11 protein-coding genes and 2 pseudogenes are annotated in these 15,230 nt (G+C 60.0%); 4 read left to right on the plus strand and 9 right to left on the minus strand.

The genetic code is table 11. The annotated features are described in order from the left end of the window. The 7 genes and pseudogenes from NYR54_RS19400 to NYR54_RS18535 form a co-directional block, all read right to left on the minus strand. Positions 1-128, minus strand: a pseudogene (locus NYR54_RS19400) (IS3 family transposase); the annotation flags it as partial. A gap of 358 nt (positions 129-486) precedes the next feature. Then, positions 487-1,281: an ATP-binding cassette domain-containing protein gene (locus NYR54_RS18510; RefSeq protein ID WP_261517187.1), complete on the minus strand. Its 795-nt coding sequence runs from the start codon at positions 1,279-1,281 to the stop codon at positions 487-489. Continuing rightward, on the minus strand, positions 1,278-3,074 hold the full coding sequence (locus NYR54_RS18515) for a dipeptide/oligopeptide/nickel ABC transporter permease/ATP-binding protein (protein ID WP_261517188.1): 1,797 nt from the start codon (positions 3,072-3,074) through the stop codon (positions 1,278-1,280). The genes NYR54_RS18510 and NYR54_RS18515 overlap by 4 nt, the downstream gene beginning before the upstream one ends. Then, positions 3,071-4,018: an ABC transporter permease gene (locus NYR54_RS18520; RefSeq protein WP_261517189.1), complete on the minus strand. Its 948-nt coding sequence runs from the start codon at positions 4,016-4,018 to the stop codon at positions 3,071-3,073. Before NYR54_RS18520 ends, NYR54_RS18515 begins: the two co-directional genes overlap by 4 nt. A gap of 57 nt (positions 4,019-4,075) precedes the next feature. Next, the gene (locus tag NYR54_RS18525) at positions 4,076-5,629 is read right to left on the minus strand and encodes an ABC transporter substrate-binding protein (RefSeq protein WP_261517190.1); all 1,554 of its coding nucleotides are present in this window, start codon (positions 5,627-5,629) and stop codon (positions 4,076-4,078) included. A gap of 363 nt (positions 5,630-5,992) precedes the next feature. Then, positions 5,993-6,160, minus strand: coding sequence for a hypothetical protein (locus tag NYR54_RS18530; RefSeq protein WP_261517191.1), 168 nt, complete (start codon positions 6,158-6,160; stop codon positions 5,993-5,995). Positions 6,161-6,169: 9 nt separating this feature from the next. Next, a pseudogene (locus NYR54_RS18535) lies at positions 6,170-6,400 on the minus strand (manganese catalase family protein); the annotation flags it as partial. Positions 6,401-6,592: 192 nt separating this feature from the next. Between NYR54_RS18535 and NYR54_RS18540 the strand changes: the two are divergent. Together NYR54_RS18540 and NYR54_RS18545 are read left to right on the plus strand one after the other, a co-directional pair. Beyond that, positions 6,593-7,555 (plus strand): TAXI family TRAP transporter solute-binding subunit, encoded by a 963-nt coding sequence (locus NYR54_RS18540; protein ID WP_261517192.1) that lies wholly within the window; start codon positions 6,593-6,595, stop codon positions 7,553-7,555. Between the two features lie 29 nt (positions 7,556-7,584). Beyond that, entirely contained in the window at positions 7,585-9,504 is a 1,920-nt protein-coding gene (locus NYR54_RS18545) for a TRAP transporter permease (RefSeq protein WP_261517193.1), read from the plus strand. Positions 9,505-9,526: 22 nt separating this feature from the next. Here the strand turns inward: NYR54_RS18545 and NYR54_RS18550 are convergent, their stop codons facing one another. Next, positions 9,527-10,159, minus strand: coding sequence for a 2-hydroxychromene-2-carboxylate isomerase (locus NYR54_RS18550; protein ID WP_261517194.1), 633 nt, complete (start codon positions 10,157-10,159; stop codon positions 9,527-9,529). Beyond that, positions 10,156-11,766 carry a class I adenylate-forming enzyme family protein gene (locus tag NYR54_RS18555; protein WP_261517195.1) on the minus strand — a complete coding sequence of 537 codons (1,611 nt, stop codon included), beginning with the start codon at positions 11,764-11,766 and terminating at the stop codon, positions 10,156-10,158. Before NYR54_RS18555 ends, NYR54_RS18550 begins: the two co-directional genes overlap by 4 nt. Before the next feature lie 183 nt (positions 11,767-11,949). Here NYR54_RS18555 and NYR54_RS18560 point away from each other — a divergent pair, with 183 nt between their 5' ends. Then, positions 11,950-12,858: a LysR family transcriptional regulator gene (locus tag NYR54_RS18560; RefSeq protein WP_261517197.1), complete on the plus strand. Its 909-nt coding sequence runs from the start codon at positions 11,950-11,952 to the stop codon at positions 12,856-12,858. 363 nt (positions 12,859-13,221) lie between these two features. After that, positions 13,222-14,841, plus strand: a complete 1,620-nt coding sequence (locus tag NYR54_RS18565; protein ID WP_261517196.1) for a BCCT family transporter — start codon at positions 13,222-13,224, stop codon at positions 14,839-14,841. Positions 14,842-15,230 lie beyond the last annotated feature (389 nt).

A 15,230-nucleotide genomic window follows, 5' to 3' on the forward strand; every position in this document is an offset into this window, starting at 1 on the left:
TGGCGAGTTGGTCGTGCACGAAGTCCATGGCCCAGACATCGTTCGGGCCGACAGCCTCAGCACGGTCCTCGCGCAGCCTTCACCCGCCGCTTCGGCGTCCTGTTTCTCAGCTGCATGCCCAACTCCTTCGAGCGAACGCGGAACGGTCCCCGTTGCGCCGGAGCACAAGGATCGCTTCCTCAGTGTCTTCCATCAGGCTCGTTTCCTGCTCATGCACCTAAGACGTTTCCCGGCTTGCTATCCTTGGGTGCGCAGGAAGATATTTTTCCGGCCCATCTGTGCCGATTGAAATCATCGGGCAAGGTTGACGCCGTTTTCAAGGCGTTCGGCTTCAACGGCAGATGCTGAAAGCAACGGAAACTATCTCAGGGGTTACAGTGGCACGTGCCCTTTCTGTCTTCTCACCGGCCATAGATGGTTGGCGGCGTCATGGCTCCTACCGGACAGGCGTTCTCCCTGAACCTCCACGATGTACTGCGCAGACAGTCAATTCTTCAAACGCGGGGCACTGGCGAGCAGTTGAACTGTGTAGGGGTCAGCGGGATTGCTGAACAAGGTCCCGACGGGCGCTTCTTCCACAAGACGTCCAGCGCGCATCACTGCCACCCGATCAGCAACCGCCTCGACCACCGCAAGGTCGTGGCTGATGAAGAGATAGGAAAGCCCGAAGGTCTGCTTCAGCTCTTGCAGGAGCAGCAGCACCTGCGCCTGCACGGAGACGTCCAGAGCGCTCACGGGCTCATCAAGGATGAGAACCTCAGCCTCCGCCGCTAGCGCGCGGGCGATTGCGATGCGCTGCGCCTGCCCTCCGGAAAACTCGTGCGGATAGCGGGTGAGCGTATTGGGCGGCATCTGCACCGCATCGAGAAGCTCCGCCATCCTCGCGCGGCTTCGGATGGCATCATGGCCGTTCAAGAGCTTCAGGGGCGTTTCCAGGATCTGCCCGATCGTCTTGCGCGGATTGAGCGAAGCGACCGGATCCTGAAAGACATACTGGACGATCTTGCCGAAGGCACGTGCACCCTGCCCGCGCAGTGTCGATGCATCCTGGCCAGCAATCTTCATGTCCCCGGAAGTTGGCTGTTCAAGCCCGACAAGCATACGGGCGAGCGTACTCTTCCCCGACCCGCTTTCTCCCACCACGGCAAGTGTCTCGCCCTTATGCAGCGCAAGAGTCACGGCGTCGACAGCTACAACCTTGTGACGCCGCCCGCCAAACAGGAGACGGTTGCCGCCGAAGACTTTGGTCAGATCCCGAACTTCGATCGCGTGCTCACTCATGACCGGCTCTCCGGTCTGAACAGCGGCGCTACGCGCGAAAGAAACTCCCTGCCCTGCCCTATCTCTGGCACGCAGGCGATGAGCCGTTTGGTATAGTCATGTTGCGGATTGCTCAGCAGTTCCTTCGTCTCTCCCGTCTCGACTACGCGTCCGTCCTTCATCACCGCAACCCTGTCGCAGATTTCCGAAACCACACCGAAGTCATGGGTGATGAACAACAACGCCACTCCACGCTCCTCCTGCAGCTCACGCAATAGATCGAGGATCTGAGCCTGGACTGTCACGTCGAGCGCGGTCGTCGGCTCATCGGCAACGATGACGTCGGGATCATTGGCCAGCGCCATCGCGATCCCCACACGCTGGCGCTGCCCGCCGGAGAGCTGGTGCGGATAGTGTCTCGCCCGCTCGGCAGCCTCGGGGATACCGACCCGCTCGAGAAGCGCGATGCTTCTTTCGCGCAGATGCTTGCGGTCAAGCCGCTGATGGGCAGCAATGGCCTCCTCTATCTGACGTCCGATCGGATGCATGGGGTGAAGCGTGGTCAACGGATCCTGGAAGATGTAGGCAACCCGGCTACCACGGCAGGAAATCAGCTTAGCCTCCGGCATAGCGAGCACATCTTCTCCGTTCAGGTAGATGGCACCGTTGCGGATCAGCCCGGGTGGCGAGTTCACCAGCCCCATGACAGAGAGCGCAGTCACACTCTTGCCGGAGCCGCTCTCGCCGATCAGACCCAGGCATTCTCCGGCACGAAGATGAAGGGAGACATCCTTCACCGCGGGTGCGTATTGGCCGTTGTGCGAAAAGCCGGTCTCAAGCCCCTCTACGTTCAGAATGGCATCTGGTGCTCGATTTTCTGGGCGGTTGCGGTTCCGCGCCACCTCTGTCCGCGGCCCCGGACGCATCAGGGCACCGGAGCGCAGGCGCGGGTCGAGAACGTCGCGAACGCCATCGCCAAGGAGGTTCAGGCTGATGACGATCAGGAAGATCATCACACCCGGAACAATCGAAACGTGCGGCGCTGTGAAAAGCTGAGCCCTACCTTCCCCGAGCATGGAGCCGAGATCCGCCTGCGGTGGCTGAGCACCAAGCCCGAGGAAGCTGAGCCCCGCTGTCTCCAGGATCATCCAGCCTGCCGTCGTTGACATGGTGATGACGATGACGGGAAGGACGTTGGGGAGGACCTCGGTAGCAAGGATCGACAGATGGCCCTTGCCCGACAGCCGAGCTGCGTCGACAAACTCCGCCCGCGCCAATGCCAGCGTCACCCCGCGCACGTTGCGGGCAAAGAACGGGATGTTGACGACTGCAATCGCGTAGAGCGCGTTCATCAACCCCGGTCCGAGAACCGCCACGATGGCGAGCGCCAGCAGGATGTATGGGAACGCCATCAGCATGTCGACGCCGCGCATGACGAGGTTGTCGGTCCGCCCTCCTGCGTAGCCAGCGACAAGACCGATCACCGAGCCAATGAGCGCCGCCACGATCGTTGCCGCAAAACCCACTGCCATCGAAACACGGCTGCCCCAGACCAGCCGGCTCAGCATGTCCCGGCCGAGCTGATCGGTCCCTAGCAAGTGCCCTTCGGACAGGACTGGTTGCAGTCGTTCGGCAGGTGCCGTGGCATTCGGGTCCGGCAACGGAAGCAGCGGCGCAAGAAGCGCAGTGAGCGCCAGCACAACGAGCAGGCAAAACCCGATCGCGGCCAACCGATTGCCAAGGAGCAGGCTCCAGGACGAAATTCGTCCGGGAGCTGCGGTCGGAGCCGCTGCGGCAAGCAGGCTGTCGCTCATGTGCGGATCCTCGCGTCAAGCATCGTCTGCAGCACATCGGCCGCCAGGTTGAAAAGGACGTAGCTCGCTGCAACCACCAGGACGCCACCCTGCACCAGCAAGATGTCACGCGTCGAAATGGCCTTGACGAGCATGGCACCGACGCCCGGCCACTGGAACACTGTCTCGATGTAGACCGCACCACCGAGCACAAACCCTGCCTGAATGCCGATGACGGGGATGACGCTGACAAGCGCCGCGCGAAATGCATGACGCCAAATCACCCGTCGCTCAGCCAGCCCCTTGGCTCGGGCTGTGCGGATATAATCCTGGCGCAGCACCTCCAGCATCGCTGCGCGCGTCAGCCTTGCAATGATCCCTGCAGCCACAACGGAGAGCGTAGCCGCCGGCAGGATCAGGTGGAGCAGCAAATCGCGCAGGCCCCCACCGCCATAGATCGCGTACATGCCGCTTGCGGGCAGCAGCTGCCATTTGACGGCCAACAGCAAGATGAGGATCAGGCCAAGCCAGAAAGATGGCATTGAGATTCCGGCAAGCACCGCAAAGGTGACGGTGCGGTCAACCCAGCCAAACTGGCGCACTGCTGAGACCACGCCTGCGAGAAGCCCGATGATCGAACAGAACACAAGCGACACGCCAGCAAGGATCAACGTTGCCTGAAAGCGTTCCAGCACCTCATCAATGACCGGACGATTGAGGGCAAAGGAACGACCAAGATCACCCTGCAGTACGTTGCTGATCCAGATGAAATATTGCTCGATCAGCGGCTTATCGAGACCGAGGTCGCGATTGATACGCGCGACGTTTTCTGACGTGGCATAGGAGCCGAGAATGGCTGTCGCCGGATCGCCAGGGATCATCGCCATCACGAGAAAGACGATGATGGACAAGCCAAAAAGGACTGGTACGAGGGAAATCAGCCGCTTCAGAATGTAGGCGGTCAAGAATAGCCTCCGGGACAATTCCGCCCGCGACGTGCGCGGGCAGGATTCAAGGGGATGCTACTTGGTGACGTCCTTCAGCTGAAGCAGAAACGACGGCTGCAGCTTGAAGTTCTGCACGTTTGCAGTGGTGACCGCGTTCTGGACCCAGTTGGCTACGAAGAGCCAGGGCGCGTCCTCATGCACGATCTCCTGGACTTTCGCGTAGAGCTTACCGCGTTCGGCCTGATCAGTCGTGGTACGAGCCTTGGCCAGCAGGTCATCAACCTCGGGATTGGAATAGTAGCCGGAATTGAAGCCGCCATTGTCGGGCGAAGCTTCGGTACGCAGCGTCAGATAGGGGACGGTATCTGGATCGTTGGTCATCCAGGCCATCTCGGCCATGTCGGCCTTGCCCTTGAGGCCCTCGTTCACCTTCCCCAGGAAGGTGTTCCACTCATAGCTCTCAATGGCGACATCGAAGCCGACGGCTTGCAAGTCCGCCTGGATGGCAGTGCCCATGGTAACTGGGTTGAGCATGCCTGAGCCGCCCTCGGTGACATAGAAGGTCACTTTCGGATTTGCTTCACCAGCCTCGGTGAGCAGCTGCTTTGCGCGCTCCGGATCATAGGGGTAAGGTTCGACCTCACTTTCCACCCAGTTGAAGGCAGGCGGTATAGGCCCGGCAGCTACCGTCGCGGTGCCCTGAAGCACGTTGTCGACTAGCACTTCCTTGTTGACAGCAAGGTTCGCTGCCTGTCTTACGCGCTTGTCAGCAAACGGGCCTTCGCTGGTGTTCAGGATGGCGAACCAGACATGGGGACCCGCCTGCTCATGCACCTGAAGGTTCGGGTCTCCCCTGAAGGCGGCGAGATTGTCCGGTGGTACCTCCACCATGACGTCGATGCCGCCAGCCATCATCTCTGCGACACGGGTATTTGCGTCTGCGATTGGCCGAAACACCACCGCCTCCAGCGTTGGTGTACCATCCCAGTAGGCGTCATTACGCTCGGCAGCGACAAGCTGGTTTGACTGCCACTCAGCAAATCTGAACGGGCCCGTCCCTGAAGGATTGCGCCCAAAATCCTTGCCATGCTGCTCTACGGCGGTCGGCGAGACGATCAATCCTGTCGGATAGGCAAGGTTCGAAAGGAAGGGTGCGAAAGGTTCGCTCAGCTTGAACACGACCGTATAGTCGTCAACCACATCAACGGCTTCAACGGTGGAGAAGTTGAAGGCTAACGGGAACGGCCCGGTATCATGAAAAGGGTGGTCCTCGCGCAGCATCCGGTCGAAATTGAATTTCACGGCCTCTGCATTGAACTGCGAACCGTCGTGGAAGGTAACGCCCTGGCGAAGGTTGAAAGTGTAGGTCTTCCCGTCCTCGGAGATCTCCCAACTCTCTGCAAGAGCGGGCTCCACCTCAAGTGTCCCGTCCTTGAAGCGAACGAGGCCGTCATAGAGATTAACGAGGATGCGGAAGTCGTTGGTAGCGGTAACCGCATGCGGATCAAGTGATTTCGGTTCAGCGATTTGACCGACGATCAGGACGTTTGGGGGAGTCTGCGCTGTTGCCGGAAACCCGGCCAGGAGAAGCGTGACAGATAGGGCCACGCACCGAAACAGCCTCTTCATGAGGAGAAATCCTTTCGATTTGGCTCGTTCCCAGCCTAACTAGACCGCACTGCCTGAACTTCAAGGCGATGGAGCATGCCCGTGGTGTTCGTCGCCACAGCGCTTCAGGGACTTTGAAGCGAGAGGCCGCATCAAGAGCGCCGAGAAATGGACAAGGAAATTTGCAAAGGTTCACCGCGGGGCCCGCTCAGGACATTGGGAAATGTAGAGCTCGCGGGGCAACGCGCACATTGCGCGGCGAGTTGGTCGCCAAAAGATCGACTGGCCAGCAAGAGCGAACTCCGGTTTTCATTCTCTGGGTGGTCTTCTTAGCCGACCGGGACAGGCCTCGTTTTAGCCGACCGGGACAGGCCTCGTTCCGCCCTACTCGGTGCCGGCGGGCGGCAGGGTACTGCCTGCCACCCGCGCGAACCCGGTGATGTAGGTGCTGACGGGAGCCGCGGCTGTCGCGGCGCGTGCGAAGGCGGGTTTGGCGAGCACCGTACCCGCCAGTCCGCCGCCTGCACAGGTGAAGAAGCGCCGGCGGTCCATTGCTGCCTCCTACTCTTGTTCGGCCTGCGCGCCCGAGTTTGGCTTGGCGCGGCCGAGATTGGGGTTCTCGCCCTGCGGCTCCATCGGCCGCGAGGAGAACGAACCGTTGCCGTCGATTGACTCACCCTTCGACCAGCGGCCCTGCGGCGGGTCGCTGCCGTCCTGCTGGAAGCCGAGGAAGGCGTAGGAGAAGTCGCGGTTCTCTTCCTCCTGCGGGTGGCTGTTGGGGATCGGAAACACCTCGTTTGGTAGCCGAATCCATCTCCTCCACATCACTCGCTTCGGTGTTCCATGTTTCGAACATGCTGTTCGTTCGGGTTTCCCTAGTCGACCTAATGCGATCACCATAGAATCCCGCCGGTAGGGAGTGACCATAACAGTTCGCCGGTGGTCAGGGAGGCCGTCCGAGGTACTGTATAGAGGAGGAAGACGATGAGACTTGCAACCATTTTCCTGAGTTGCACGCTTGCGCTAGTACCAATTTACGCGAATGCGCAAACCGTTACTGTCGGGACAGCTACTCCGGGCTCCCTGTTTCACTCCGCCGGGACTGCAGTAGCCAACGTGATTACCGAGACGACGGGCATGCGCACGATCCTGCAACCCTTCGCCAGCGCCAATGTCTATATTCCGGCCGTGAGCGAAGGGGACATCGATCTCGGGGTCGGTACCGCACACGAAGTTGGTGCCGCAGTCGAAGGACGCGAGCATTTCGAGGGGCGTCCTCAGGAGGGGCTTCGGGCTGTTGGCGTCATGTTTCCGCTTCGTTTCGGCGTCTTCGTCAGAGCTGGTTCTGACATCAGGTCTCTCGAAGACCTGCGAGGCCGGCGCATCCCGGACGGATACAGCAGCCAGCAGATAGCTGCAACAATGATGGATGCCGTCTATGCCGCAGCCGGGATTTCGGAATCCGATGTAGAGACGGTGACCGTCGCCAACACTGTGGCTGGAGCCGACGACTTCGCCGCCGGACGCGTGGATGCGTTCTTCTTTGCGCTTGGTGGAGCCAAGGTGAGCGAGGTCGCGGCCTCGGTTGGCGGTCTTCGGGTACTTCCATTCAAGAATACAACAGAGGAACTGGAGGCAGTCCGGAAACACCTGCCTCAGGCGTATTTCTATGAGGAGGAGCCAGGCCCCGCTAATCCGGGCGTGACCGAACCCACGATGGTCCTTGCAATCGATGCCATAACCTTTGCCAGCGCCAGCACAGACGACGATGTGATCTACCGAATTACGCGAACGCTTCATCAGAACAAGGACGCACTAGTGGCCAGTTTTGGCGCGTTCCGAGGGTTCGATCCGGATTCCATGGCACGATCCCTCGATCCCATCCAGTACCATCCCGGAGCCCTGCGGTACTTCGAGGAGGCCGGCCTCCGCAGTCAATCGGACTAGAGTCTGTCCGGCCTTCTCTGTTGGGTACTATGACGAAATCGACCAGATCGGACAGCAGGAGCGCCGTACGCCTCCAACGCGCTATCGGTGCGATCATCACCGTCGGCGCTCTTTCCTGGGGAGGAGACCTGTTCCGACGGCTGGGAATAAACGTTCTCACCCAGCAGTTTGTGGTGGGTATGCTGGCGCTCTGTCTTGCGCTGGCCTACCTCCATCTGCCCGCCAGACGGGGAGTGCAGAGTGACCGGATACCTTGGTACGATTATGCTCTGGCGCTGACGGGGCTAATTTCGGGGCTTTACCTGTCCGTCTACATCCCCCGGCTGGTGGACCTTGTGCTCACCCGACCTGTCGACGGGGTGATCGCAGGCACTGTGATGATTCTGCTGACTGTGGAGGCCCTGCGCCGTTCAAGCGGCCAGACCCTGCCCATCATCGTCGTCCTGTTCATTCTTTACGCACTCTTTGCGGACGTGATTCCCGAACCCCTTGTCGGGCGCTCGACGGATCCGCAGAGGCTTGGGGCCTATCTCGCGATCGATGTCAACGGGATGCTCGGCACTCCGATCATCGTGGCGACCACCGTGATCATCCCGTTTCTTCTGTTTGGGAACCTGTTATCCTCAACGGGAGGAGCGGAATTCCTTTCGGACCTTTCGCTTGCTCTCATGGGTCGGTTTCGCGGCGGGCCCGCCAAAATTGCTGTAGTAGCCTCGTCACTCTTCGGAACCATCTCGGGCAGCGCCGTTGCAAATGTCGTCGCCACCGGGGTCGTGACGATCCCCTGGATGAAACGCTCAGGCTACTCTCCCGAGCGCGCCGGCGCCATCGAGGCGGTGGCATCGACGGGCGGACAGATCATGCCGCCTGTCATGGGAGCATCGGCGTTCCTGATTGCCGAGTTTCTCCAGGTCCCATATTCGGACGTACTTCTCGCGGCCCTCATTCCCGCCGTCCTCTATTACCTTGCCCTTTTCGTACAGGTCGACCTCGAAGCGGGGAAAGCCGGCATCGCGGCGATGCCGAGATCCGAGCTTCCGACCCTGTTCGGGGTCCTGAGTTCCGGCTGGCACTTCTTCGTGCCTTTCGCCGTAATGATCTATGCGCTGTTCTCCTTGAACTGGCAGCCCCAGATGGCGGTGGTCGCATCCATTGCTAGCTTGCTCGCGCTTGCATGGACATTCGGATACAAGGGACGACGACCAACCCTGAAGTCGATCTCAGAAAGTATCTGTCAGACAGGGCTTGGCGCGCTCGATATCGTGGTCATCTGCGCCGGCGCCGGCATCGTTATAGGCGTCCTTTCGATCTCGGGCCTGGGCTTCAGCCTCACGATGACGCTCGTGCAACTCGGAAAGGGAAGCTTGCTCCTGCTGCTGGGACTAGGCGCCGTCGTCTGCATCATTCTTGGAATGGGACTGCCGACGGTCGGTGTGTACGTTCTTCTTGCAGCCCTGGTTGCTCCGGCCATCGTCGAACTGGGCGTCAACCCGCTCGCTGCGCACCTCTACGTGATGTATTTCGGCCTTCTGTCATTCGTCACGCCTCCGGTCGCAGTCGCAGCATTCGCAGCGGCCTCAATTGCCAAAGCGGACCCGTTACGCACAGCCATCCAATCCATGCGATTCGGCTGGACCGCGTATGTCGTGCCGGTTCTCTTCGTGTTCTCGCCTGCCCTGATCATGCACGGTGAACCTTTCGACATTGCCCTGGCTGTTGCCACGGCAGTGTTTGGTGTGTTCCTCGGTTCTGTTGGGATCGTGGGGTTTCTTGTGCGTCCCGTAAGTCCCGCCCGCCGTGCTGCGTTTTTTTGCGCGGGGCTGCTGGCCCTTGTTCCGGCTGGGGCGTTTTCCGGGGCATTGTACACCGACATCGTCGGCGTCATTCTCGGAGCGACTCTTGTTGGCTATGAGGCGTGGATAGGCAAGAAGACGATTCAGATCAACTGACGCGGAAAACAGGGCGAAATCCTCAGTCCTGGAAGAGCCGGCAGAGCAGATCGTCGAAACTTGGAAGTCTCCCGGTGGCAAGCCAGTAGTCGAGCATCCACATCCGATCGCAGCCCCAGAAAGGCTCGTCATCTGCTACGAAGAACGGAACCCCAAACACATTTTTCCTGATCGCGTAATCCACTGCCGCGGCCAGTTTGTGTTTCACCTCCTCGGACGACAGATCGCCAACCTCAATACCGAGAGACGCCGCTTCGGCCACAACCGTTTCCCTAGGTGTGATGTCGATTCCATCGACCCAAAGGCGCGCGGAAAGATGGCGGACGAGCCGGCGCGCGCTGGCATCGTCGCGTTCCTGTACCCACAGGAATGCCCGGCAGGCAGCAAGGGAGTTCACATTCTTGAGCCCGTGCCGCCTAAGGGGGACCCCAAAGATTTGCGCAAGCCTTTGCGCGTCGCGAGCGAAGTACGTTGACTTCAAAGGCGTTTCCGGAACCGGTTTGAGTCCCATGACCTTCGTGACGGTTACGCCGACAAGTGTCGGTCGCCAGATAACCTTGCGACCATGCCGAGAGGCGAGTTCATCGATCCGCGTCGTCGCGAGATAAGAGAACGGCGAAATGGGATCAAAGAAGAACTCGATGGATGCTTTCATGATCTTCCAGCAAGCGGTGGTTTCCCAAGACTCTCCGCAACGATATCACGCAGCCTGGCCTTGGAAATCTTCCCGAAGCCCACTCGCGGCAGTTCGTTAATGAAGAGAACGTGTCGCGGTACCTTGAAGCGAGCGAGGGATCGGCTGCACTCAGATTCAATGGCCAGACGAAGCTGATCGTCAGTCACATCGGGGTCTTTCGTGCGGACAACGAACGCGACCGGTATTTCGGTGCGTATGGGGTCAGGCCCGGCCACGACGGCAACTTCGCGCACACCGGGGACCTTCTGGATGACGGCTTCTATTTCGCTGGCGGCCACTCCTTCCCCGCCCACCTTAATGACATCCTTCATGCGGTCGACGAATGAGATCGAGCCATCGGGATTCAGCTGGACGCGATCGCCCGTACGGAAAAACCCCCGCTCGTCAAAGGCAGATTGCGTGGCATCGGGATCGCCGAAGTACTCCAAGAAGATCGAACGTCCGCGTATGCCCCGGACCAGGAGCTCCCCCGAAGCGCCTGTGTCCACGTCCCGACCGGATCCATCAGCGATGCGAACCCTGTAGCCGATCGAAGGGCGGCCAATCGCTCCGGGTGGCAAACGGCCCGCCAGGGCATTTCCGATGATGGGCTGAGAGACCATTTCTGTCATTCCCCAGGCGGAAGAGAAATGCTCGATTCCGAAATGCGCCTGTTCCGCGGGCATCTGCCGGTTGGCGATCCATTGGCGGAAGAAGTGTTCCGAGGGACGTTCGACACTTTGCAGAGCGGTGATCGTAAAGGGGACGTGAGCCGTCAGGGTGGTCCGATGCCTCAACGCAATCGGCCAGTAGCGCTTCACAGAGAACCGGGGTTGCAGAACGACGGTACCTCCCACCCACATCACGGGCAGAAGCGTCCAAGAGAACCCCACCACATGATATAGTGGCAGATAGAGCTGTAAGACATCAGTGGAAACAATACCCTGTTGGCAAGCACCGAGACATGCCGCCCACAGAAAGTTCTCGTGCGTCCACAGCACCGGCTTTGGCCGCGCAGTCGTGCCGGTGGTAAACAGGATCAAGGCGGGCTGCAAGGGGCCCGGACTGCGCTGCGGCAAGGGTTGACCGTACAGAGAAGCAAAGGAGTCGGCATGATGTGCGGGCAGACCCGATGATGACGGATTCGCCGTGACGGCAATCCACTCCAGCCCGCTCACATGCTTCGACACGATCTCTGCGAGATCAGGTTGCGTGATCGCTCCCCTGACTCCGACGGCTCCGGCAATACTTTCCAGTTCCGGGCCTGTGAGCATCGGATTGGTCGCAACGCAGATGGCACCGAGCCAGCAGCATGCGAATCGCGCCAAGAGCGCTTCCGGCGAGTTTTCAAGATGGACCAGAACCCGGTCCCCGGGGCGAATGCCGTGTTCAGCCAGTCCTCCGGCAAGACGGCTGACGTCGTGGAGGAACCGCTTGTAGGTCCACCGCTGTTCCGGCCCGTCAACCGGTACCCAGATCAACAGATCTCGATCAGCGAAGGCTGCGGCACGTTCGGCAAGAAAAGTCGCCACATCCTGTCCCGAGAATGGGGAAATGGTTGCGTCCTCGATCCCCGCAAGGTGCATGTGAATGTTGTTCTCCTTCAGTGCCTGCGGTCTGATGGGACAAATCGATCCCACTTCGGCCCGAGTTGCTCGCGCCGTGTCGCAAAGTCAGGATAGCCATCCTCAAAGTATTGACTAGCCAAGGCGCGCGAACCCAAAGTGCCGAATATGGAACACTCCTCGAGGCTTCGCAGATTGGCGCGTGTGCGTTCCGGTCAGATCGACCTGAATGCGCTCTTGCTGTTCTATGAAACTGTCAACGCCCGCAGTATCAATAAGGCCGCGGCGTTGCTCGCCATGCCGAAGTCCACCATCAGCCGCCGCCTCCGTCTTCTCGAAAAGCAGTTCAATTCAACACTACTTCGGCGTGGTCCACGATCCTTGAGCCTCACTGAAACAGGTCAGGCACTCTACGAGCGGTGCCAAAGGATTGTCGAAGAAATTGAGAGTGCGAGCCTCGAGACGGCCGCTTTCCAGGATGAGATGAGTGGCGTGCTCCGTGTCAGTATGCCCTCTTTCTTCGTAGGCTGGATCGCCGAGGCCATCGCGGAATTTGCGGAGGCTTATCCTGCGATCCGGCTCGACATCCAGGCGCACAACCGGCATGTCGATGTGGCCGAAGAGCCGTTCGACATCGCCATTCATTTCGGAAAGCCTGTCGAGACCTATCATCCGAGTAGGATACTGGCCGAGTTGCCGCGCAACTTCTATGCGACGCCTACCTACCTCGCAAGGCACGGCACACCCGCGCGCCCTTCAGAGCTGTCAAACCATCAACTCATTGTCCATCAGTACCAGCTACGTGACGAGATTTTCCCCTGGTACAGCGACGGGCCTCAAGAAGACACCCTGAAATTGTTGCCCCGCGCTGTCGTCAACAATGCTTTGCTTGTGCGGAAACTGGTCCTCCGGGACCTTGGTCTCGGTCTGATGCCCGACATCATGTGCGTCGACGATGTTGCCGCAGGTCGACTCATCCGTGTTCCGCTGGACTGGAAATGCCCATCGCTTGTCGCATCTGCCACATACCTTGCGCGGCGCTACACCCCCGCCAAGACCCGCAGTTTTCTTGACCACATAGCCGGTTTCCTGCGTCAGCGAACCTTGTCCTAACCGTCGTTGCTGGTGGGAAGAACTGCAGCGAGGGCGGCAGCAGCCCCGCCACCGCGTTCAACGAGGGACTATCTTCTCTTCGCTGCGGAGAGAATCCAAGTGCCCCACTCTAGCGCGGCTCGGGTAAGGAGCGCGGACGTGTCGGCTGCTTGGTACGCGCGTGGATGGTGGTAGCCACCCCATCGAAGAAACTGGACAATGCCGACCAGCCGCGAGAAGCACTTCCGCAAACTGTTCAATCTCCCCGACTACACAATCCAGCCAGCAAAGAATTGTGGGTTCGCCTTACAATATCTGAACGTCGTGATAGGCTTAGAAGGGTGAATCGAAAGGAAAGCCATTTTGGCAGAAGGGGGAAAACCTATGAGCGATACTGGCATTCCCTACCCCGAGGGGCCGACGAATATCATCGAGACTGACTACGAGATCGGTCGGGACAATGTCCAGAGGAAGGTTGGGCCGCTCTCCTTCGACGTTCATAACCCCGTCTTCGCGATTTCAGGGCTGGTGATCGTTGCTTTCGTCATCATCACGCTGGCGCTCCAGAATGATGCAGACGCCTTTTTCACGGGCTTGCGAGACTGGCTGACGGCCAACCTGGACTGGTTTTTCCTGATCGCCGGCAACATTTTCGTTTTGGTATGTCTGGCGGTCATCGTGCTGCCTTGGGGATCGATCCGCATTGGTGGCTGCGACGCCACGCCCGATTTCAGCTATTCGGCCTGGTTTGCAATGCTTTTTGCCGCCGGGATGGGCATCGGCCTTATGTTTTACGGTGTTGCCGAGCCGATCGGGAATTATGACGCGGCGTTCGGAGGAATTACCGTAGAGGATGGGACACGCACCGACTGGGCCCCTCTGAGCGGTGCGGAAGGCGACGCCGAGGGATCGAGACGCTTGGCGATGGCGGCAACGATCTACCACTGGGGACTGCACCCTTGGGCAATCTACGGCGTCGTCGCGCTGGCACTGGCACTCTTCGCCTTCAACAAAGGACTGCCGCTGACGATGCGGTCGATCTTCTATCCGGTCTTTGGGGAGCGGATCTGGGGATGGCCCGGGCATGTGATAGACATACTCGCGGTCTTCGCCACCCTCTTCGGACTGGCCACCTCGCTGGGACTCGGCGCGCAGCAAGCAAATGCAGGGTTGAACTTCCTATTCGGCATGCCGGATACAGATACCTCGAGGGTATTGCTGATCGTCGGCATCACGGCGATTGCGACTTTGTCAGTCGTAGCGGGCCTCGATACTGGCGTGCGGCGGCTCTCCGAGATCAACATGGTATTGGCAGCGCTCTTGCTGCTGTTCGTGATCCTTGCCGGACCTACGCTGACGATCATCCACGGCTTCTTCCTGAACCTTGCGGCCTATGTCGAGTATCTGCCGGCGCTGTCGAACCCATTTGGGCGAGCGGATGACAATTTCCGGCAAGGCTGGACCGCCTTCTACTGGGCGTGGTGGATCTCGTGGTCGCCCTTTGTGGGCATGTTTATCGCCCGCGTCAGCCGCGGCCGGACCGTGCGCGAATTCATGATCGCGGTGTTGCTGATACCTTCGCTCGTATCGGTGCTTTGGATGACGAGCTTCGGCGGCACCGCCATCAGCTTGATTGGCGAGGGCTTCACCGACATCACGGAGGCGGCGCTCGAGCTCAAGCTCTTCGCCATGCTGTCGCATCTGCCGCTGACGACAATCACCTCGTTCGTCGGCATCATCCTGGTCGTCGTGTTCTTCTGCACTTCGTCAGATTCGGGCTCGCTGGTCATCGACACCATCACCGCCGGCGGCAAGGTGGACGCGCCGGTCGCGCAGCGTGTCTTCTGGGCAATCTTCGAAGGACTGGTGGCGATCGCGCTCCTGCTGGGCGGCGGCCTCGCCGCGTTGCAGGCAGCGGCTGTATCGACCGGACTGCCGTTCACGATTGTCCTGCTGCTTGGCTGCTACGCACTGGTGCGTGGCCTGATGACCGAACCGCGCTGAGGGGGGCCGCGCCGACGACCTGAAGGCGTTGGCGACGATCGAGCAGATCGCGTCGGGCAGGCAGCGATGCCGGAAGCCGCCTGTTTCGCGGCAGCCTGTCGTACCTGACCAGTATCAAGGCTTCCGCGTCGAATGCCGTTACGGTTCGGCAATCAGGGGGTCCGTGCAGTGCCGGTCTGCCCCGCACGCTCAGCAACGAAGACCTATCGGTCGGGCGAGGTCGAGGTTCCCGCTCTGCGCGGCATCGACCTTGGTCTCTATCGGCCCCATCCGTTGCCGTGAAACTCATGGCCAAATTCAGGGCTGACCTCCCAGCTTGGCCAGAGGCCGGGCGAATCGAACCTGCAGGTAGTAGCGTCCCTCGCGCCGGGACATGTAGGAAGGCAGCG

The sequence above is a fragment of the Chelativorans petroleitrophicus genome, from assembly GCF_025398195.1.
GTDB lineage: Bacteria > Pseudomonadota > Alphaproteobacteria > Rhizobiales > Rhizobiaceae > Chelativorans > Chelativorans petroleitrophicus.

Coding starts and splice junctions, on each gene's coding strand:
- NYR54_RS18510 (WP_261517187.1), bottom strand. CDS start 1,281: ATGAGTGAGCACGCGATCGAAGTTCGGGATCTGACCAAAGTCTTCGGC.
- NYR54_RS18530 (WP_261517191.1), bottom strand. CDS start 6,160: ATGGACCGCCGGCGCTTCTTCACCTGTGCAGGCGGCGGACTGGCGGGT.
- NYR54_RS18545 (WP_261517193.1), top strand. CDS start 7,585: ATGACGAAATCGACCAGATCGGACAGCAGGAGCGCCGTACGCCTCCAA.
- NYR54_RS18525 (WP_261517190.1), bottom strand. CDS start 5,629: ATGAAGAGGCTGTTTCGGTGCGTGGCCCTATCTGTCACGCTTCTCCTG.
- NYR54_RS18515 (WP_261517188.1), bottom strand. CDS start 3,074: ATGAGCGACAGCCTGCTTGCCGCAGCGGCTCCGACCGCAGCTCCCGGA.
- NYR54_RS18555 (WP_261517195.1), bottom strand. CDS start 11,766: ATGCACCTTGCGGGGATCGAGGACGCAACCATTTCCCCATTCTCGGGA.
- NYR54_RS18550 (WP_261517194.1), bottom strand. CDS start 10,159: ATGAAAGCATCCATCGAGTTCTTCTTTGATCCCATTTCGCCGTTCTCT.
- NYR54_RS18565 (WP_261517196.1), top strand. CDS start 13,222: ATGAGCGATACTGGCATTCCCTACCCCGAGGGGCCGACGAATATCATC.
- NYR54_RS18540 (WP_261517192.1), top strand. CDS start 6,593: ATGAGACTTGCAACCATTTTCCTGAGTTGCACGCTTGCGCTAGTACCA.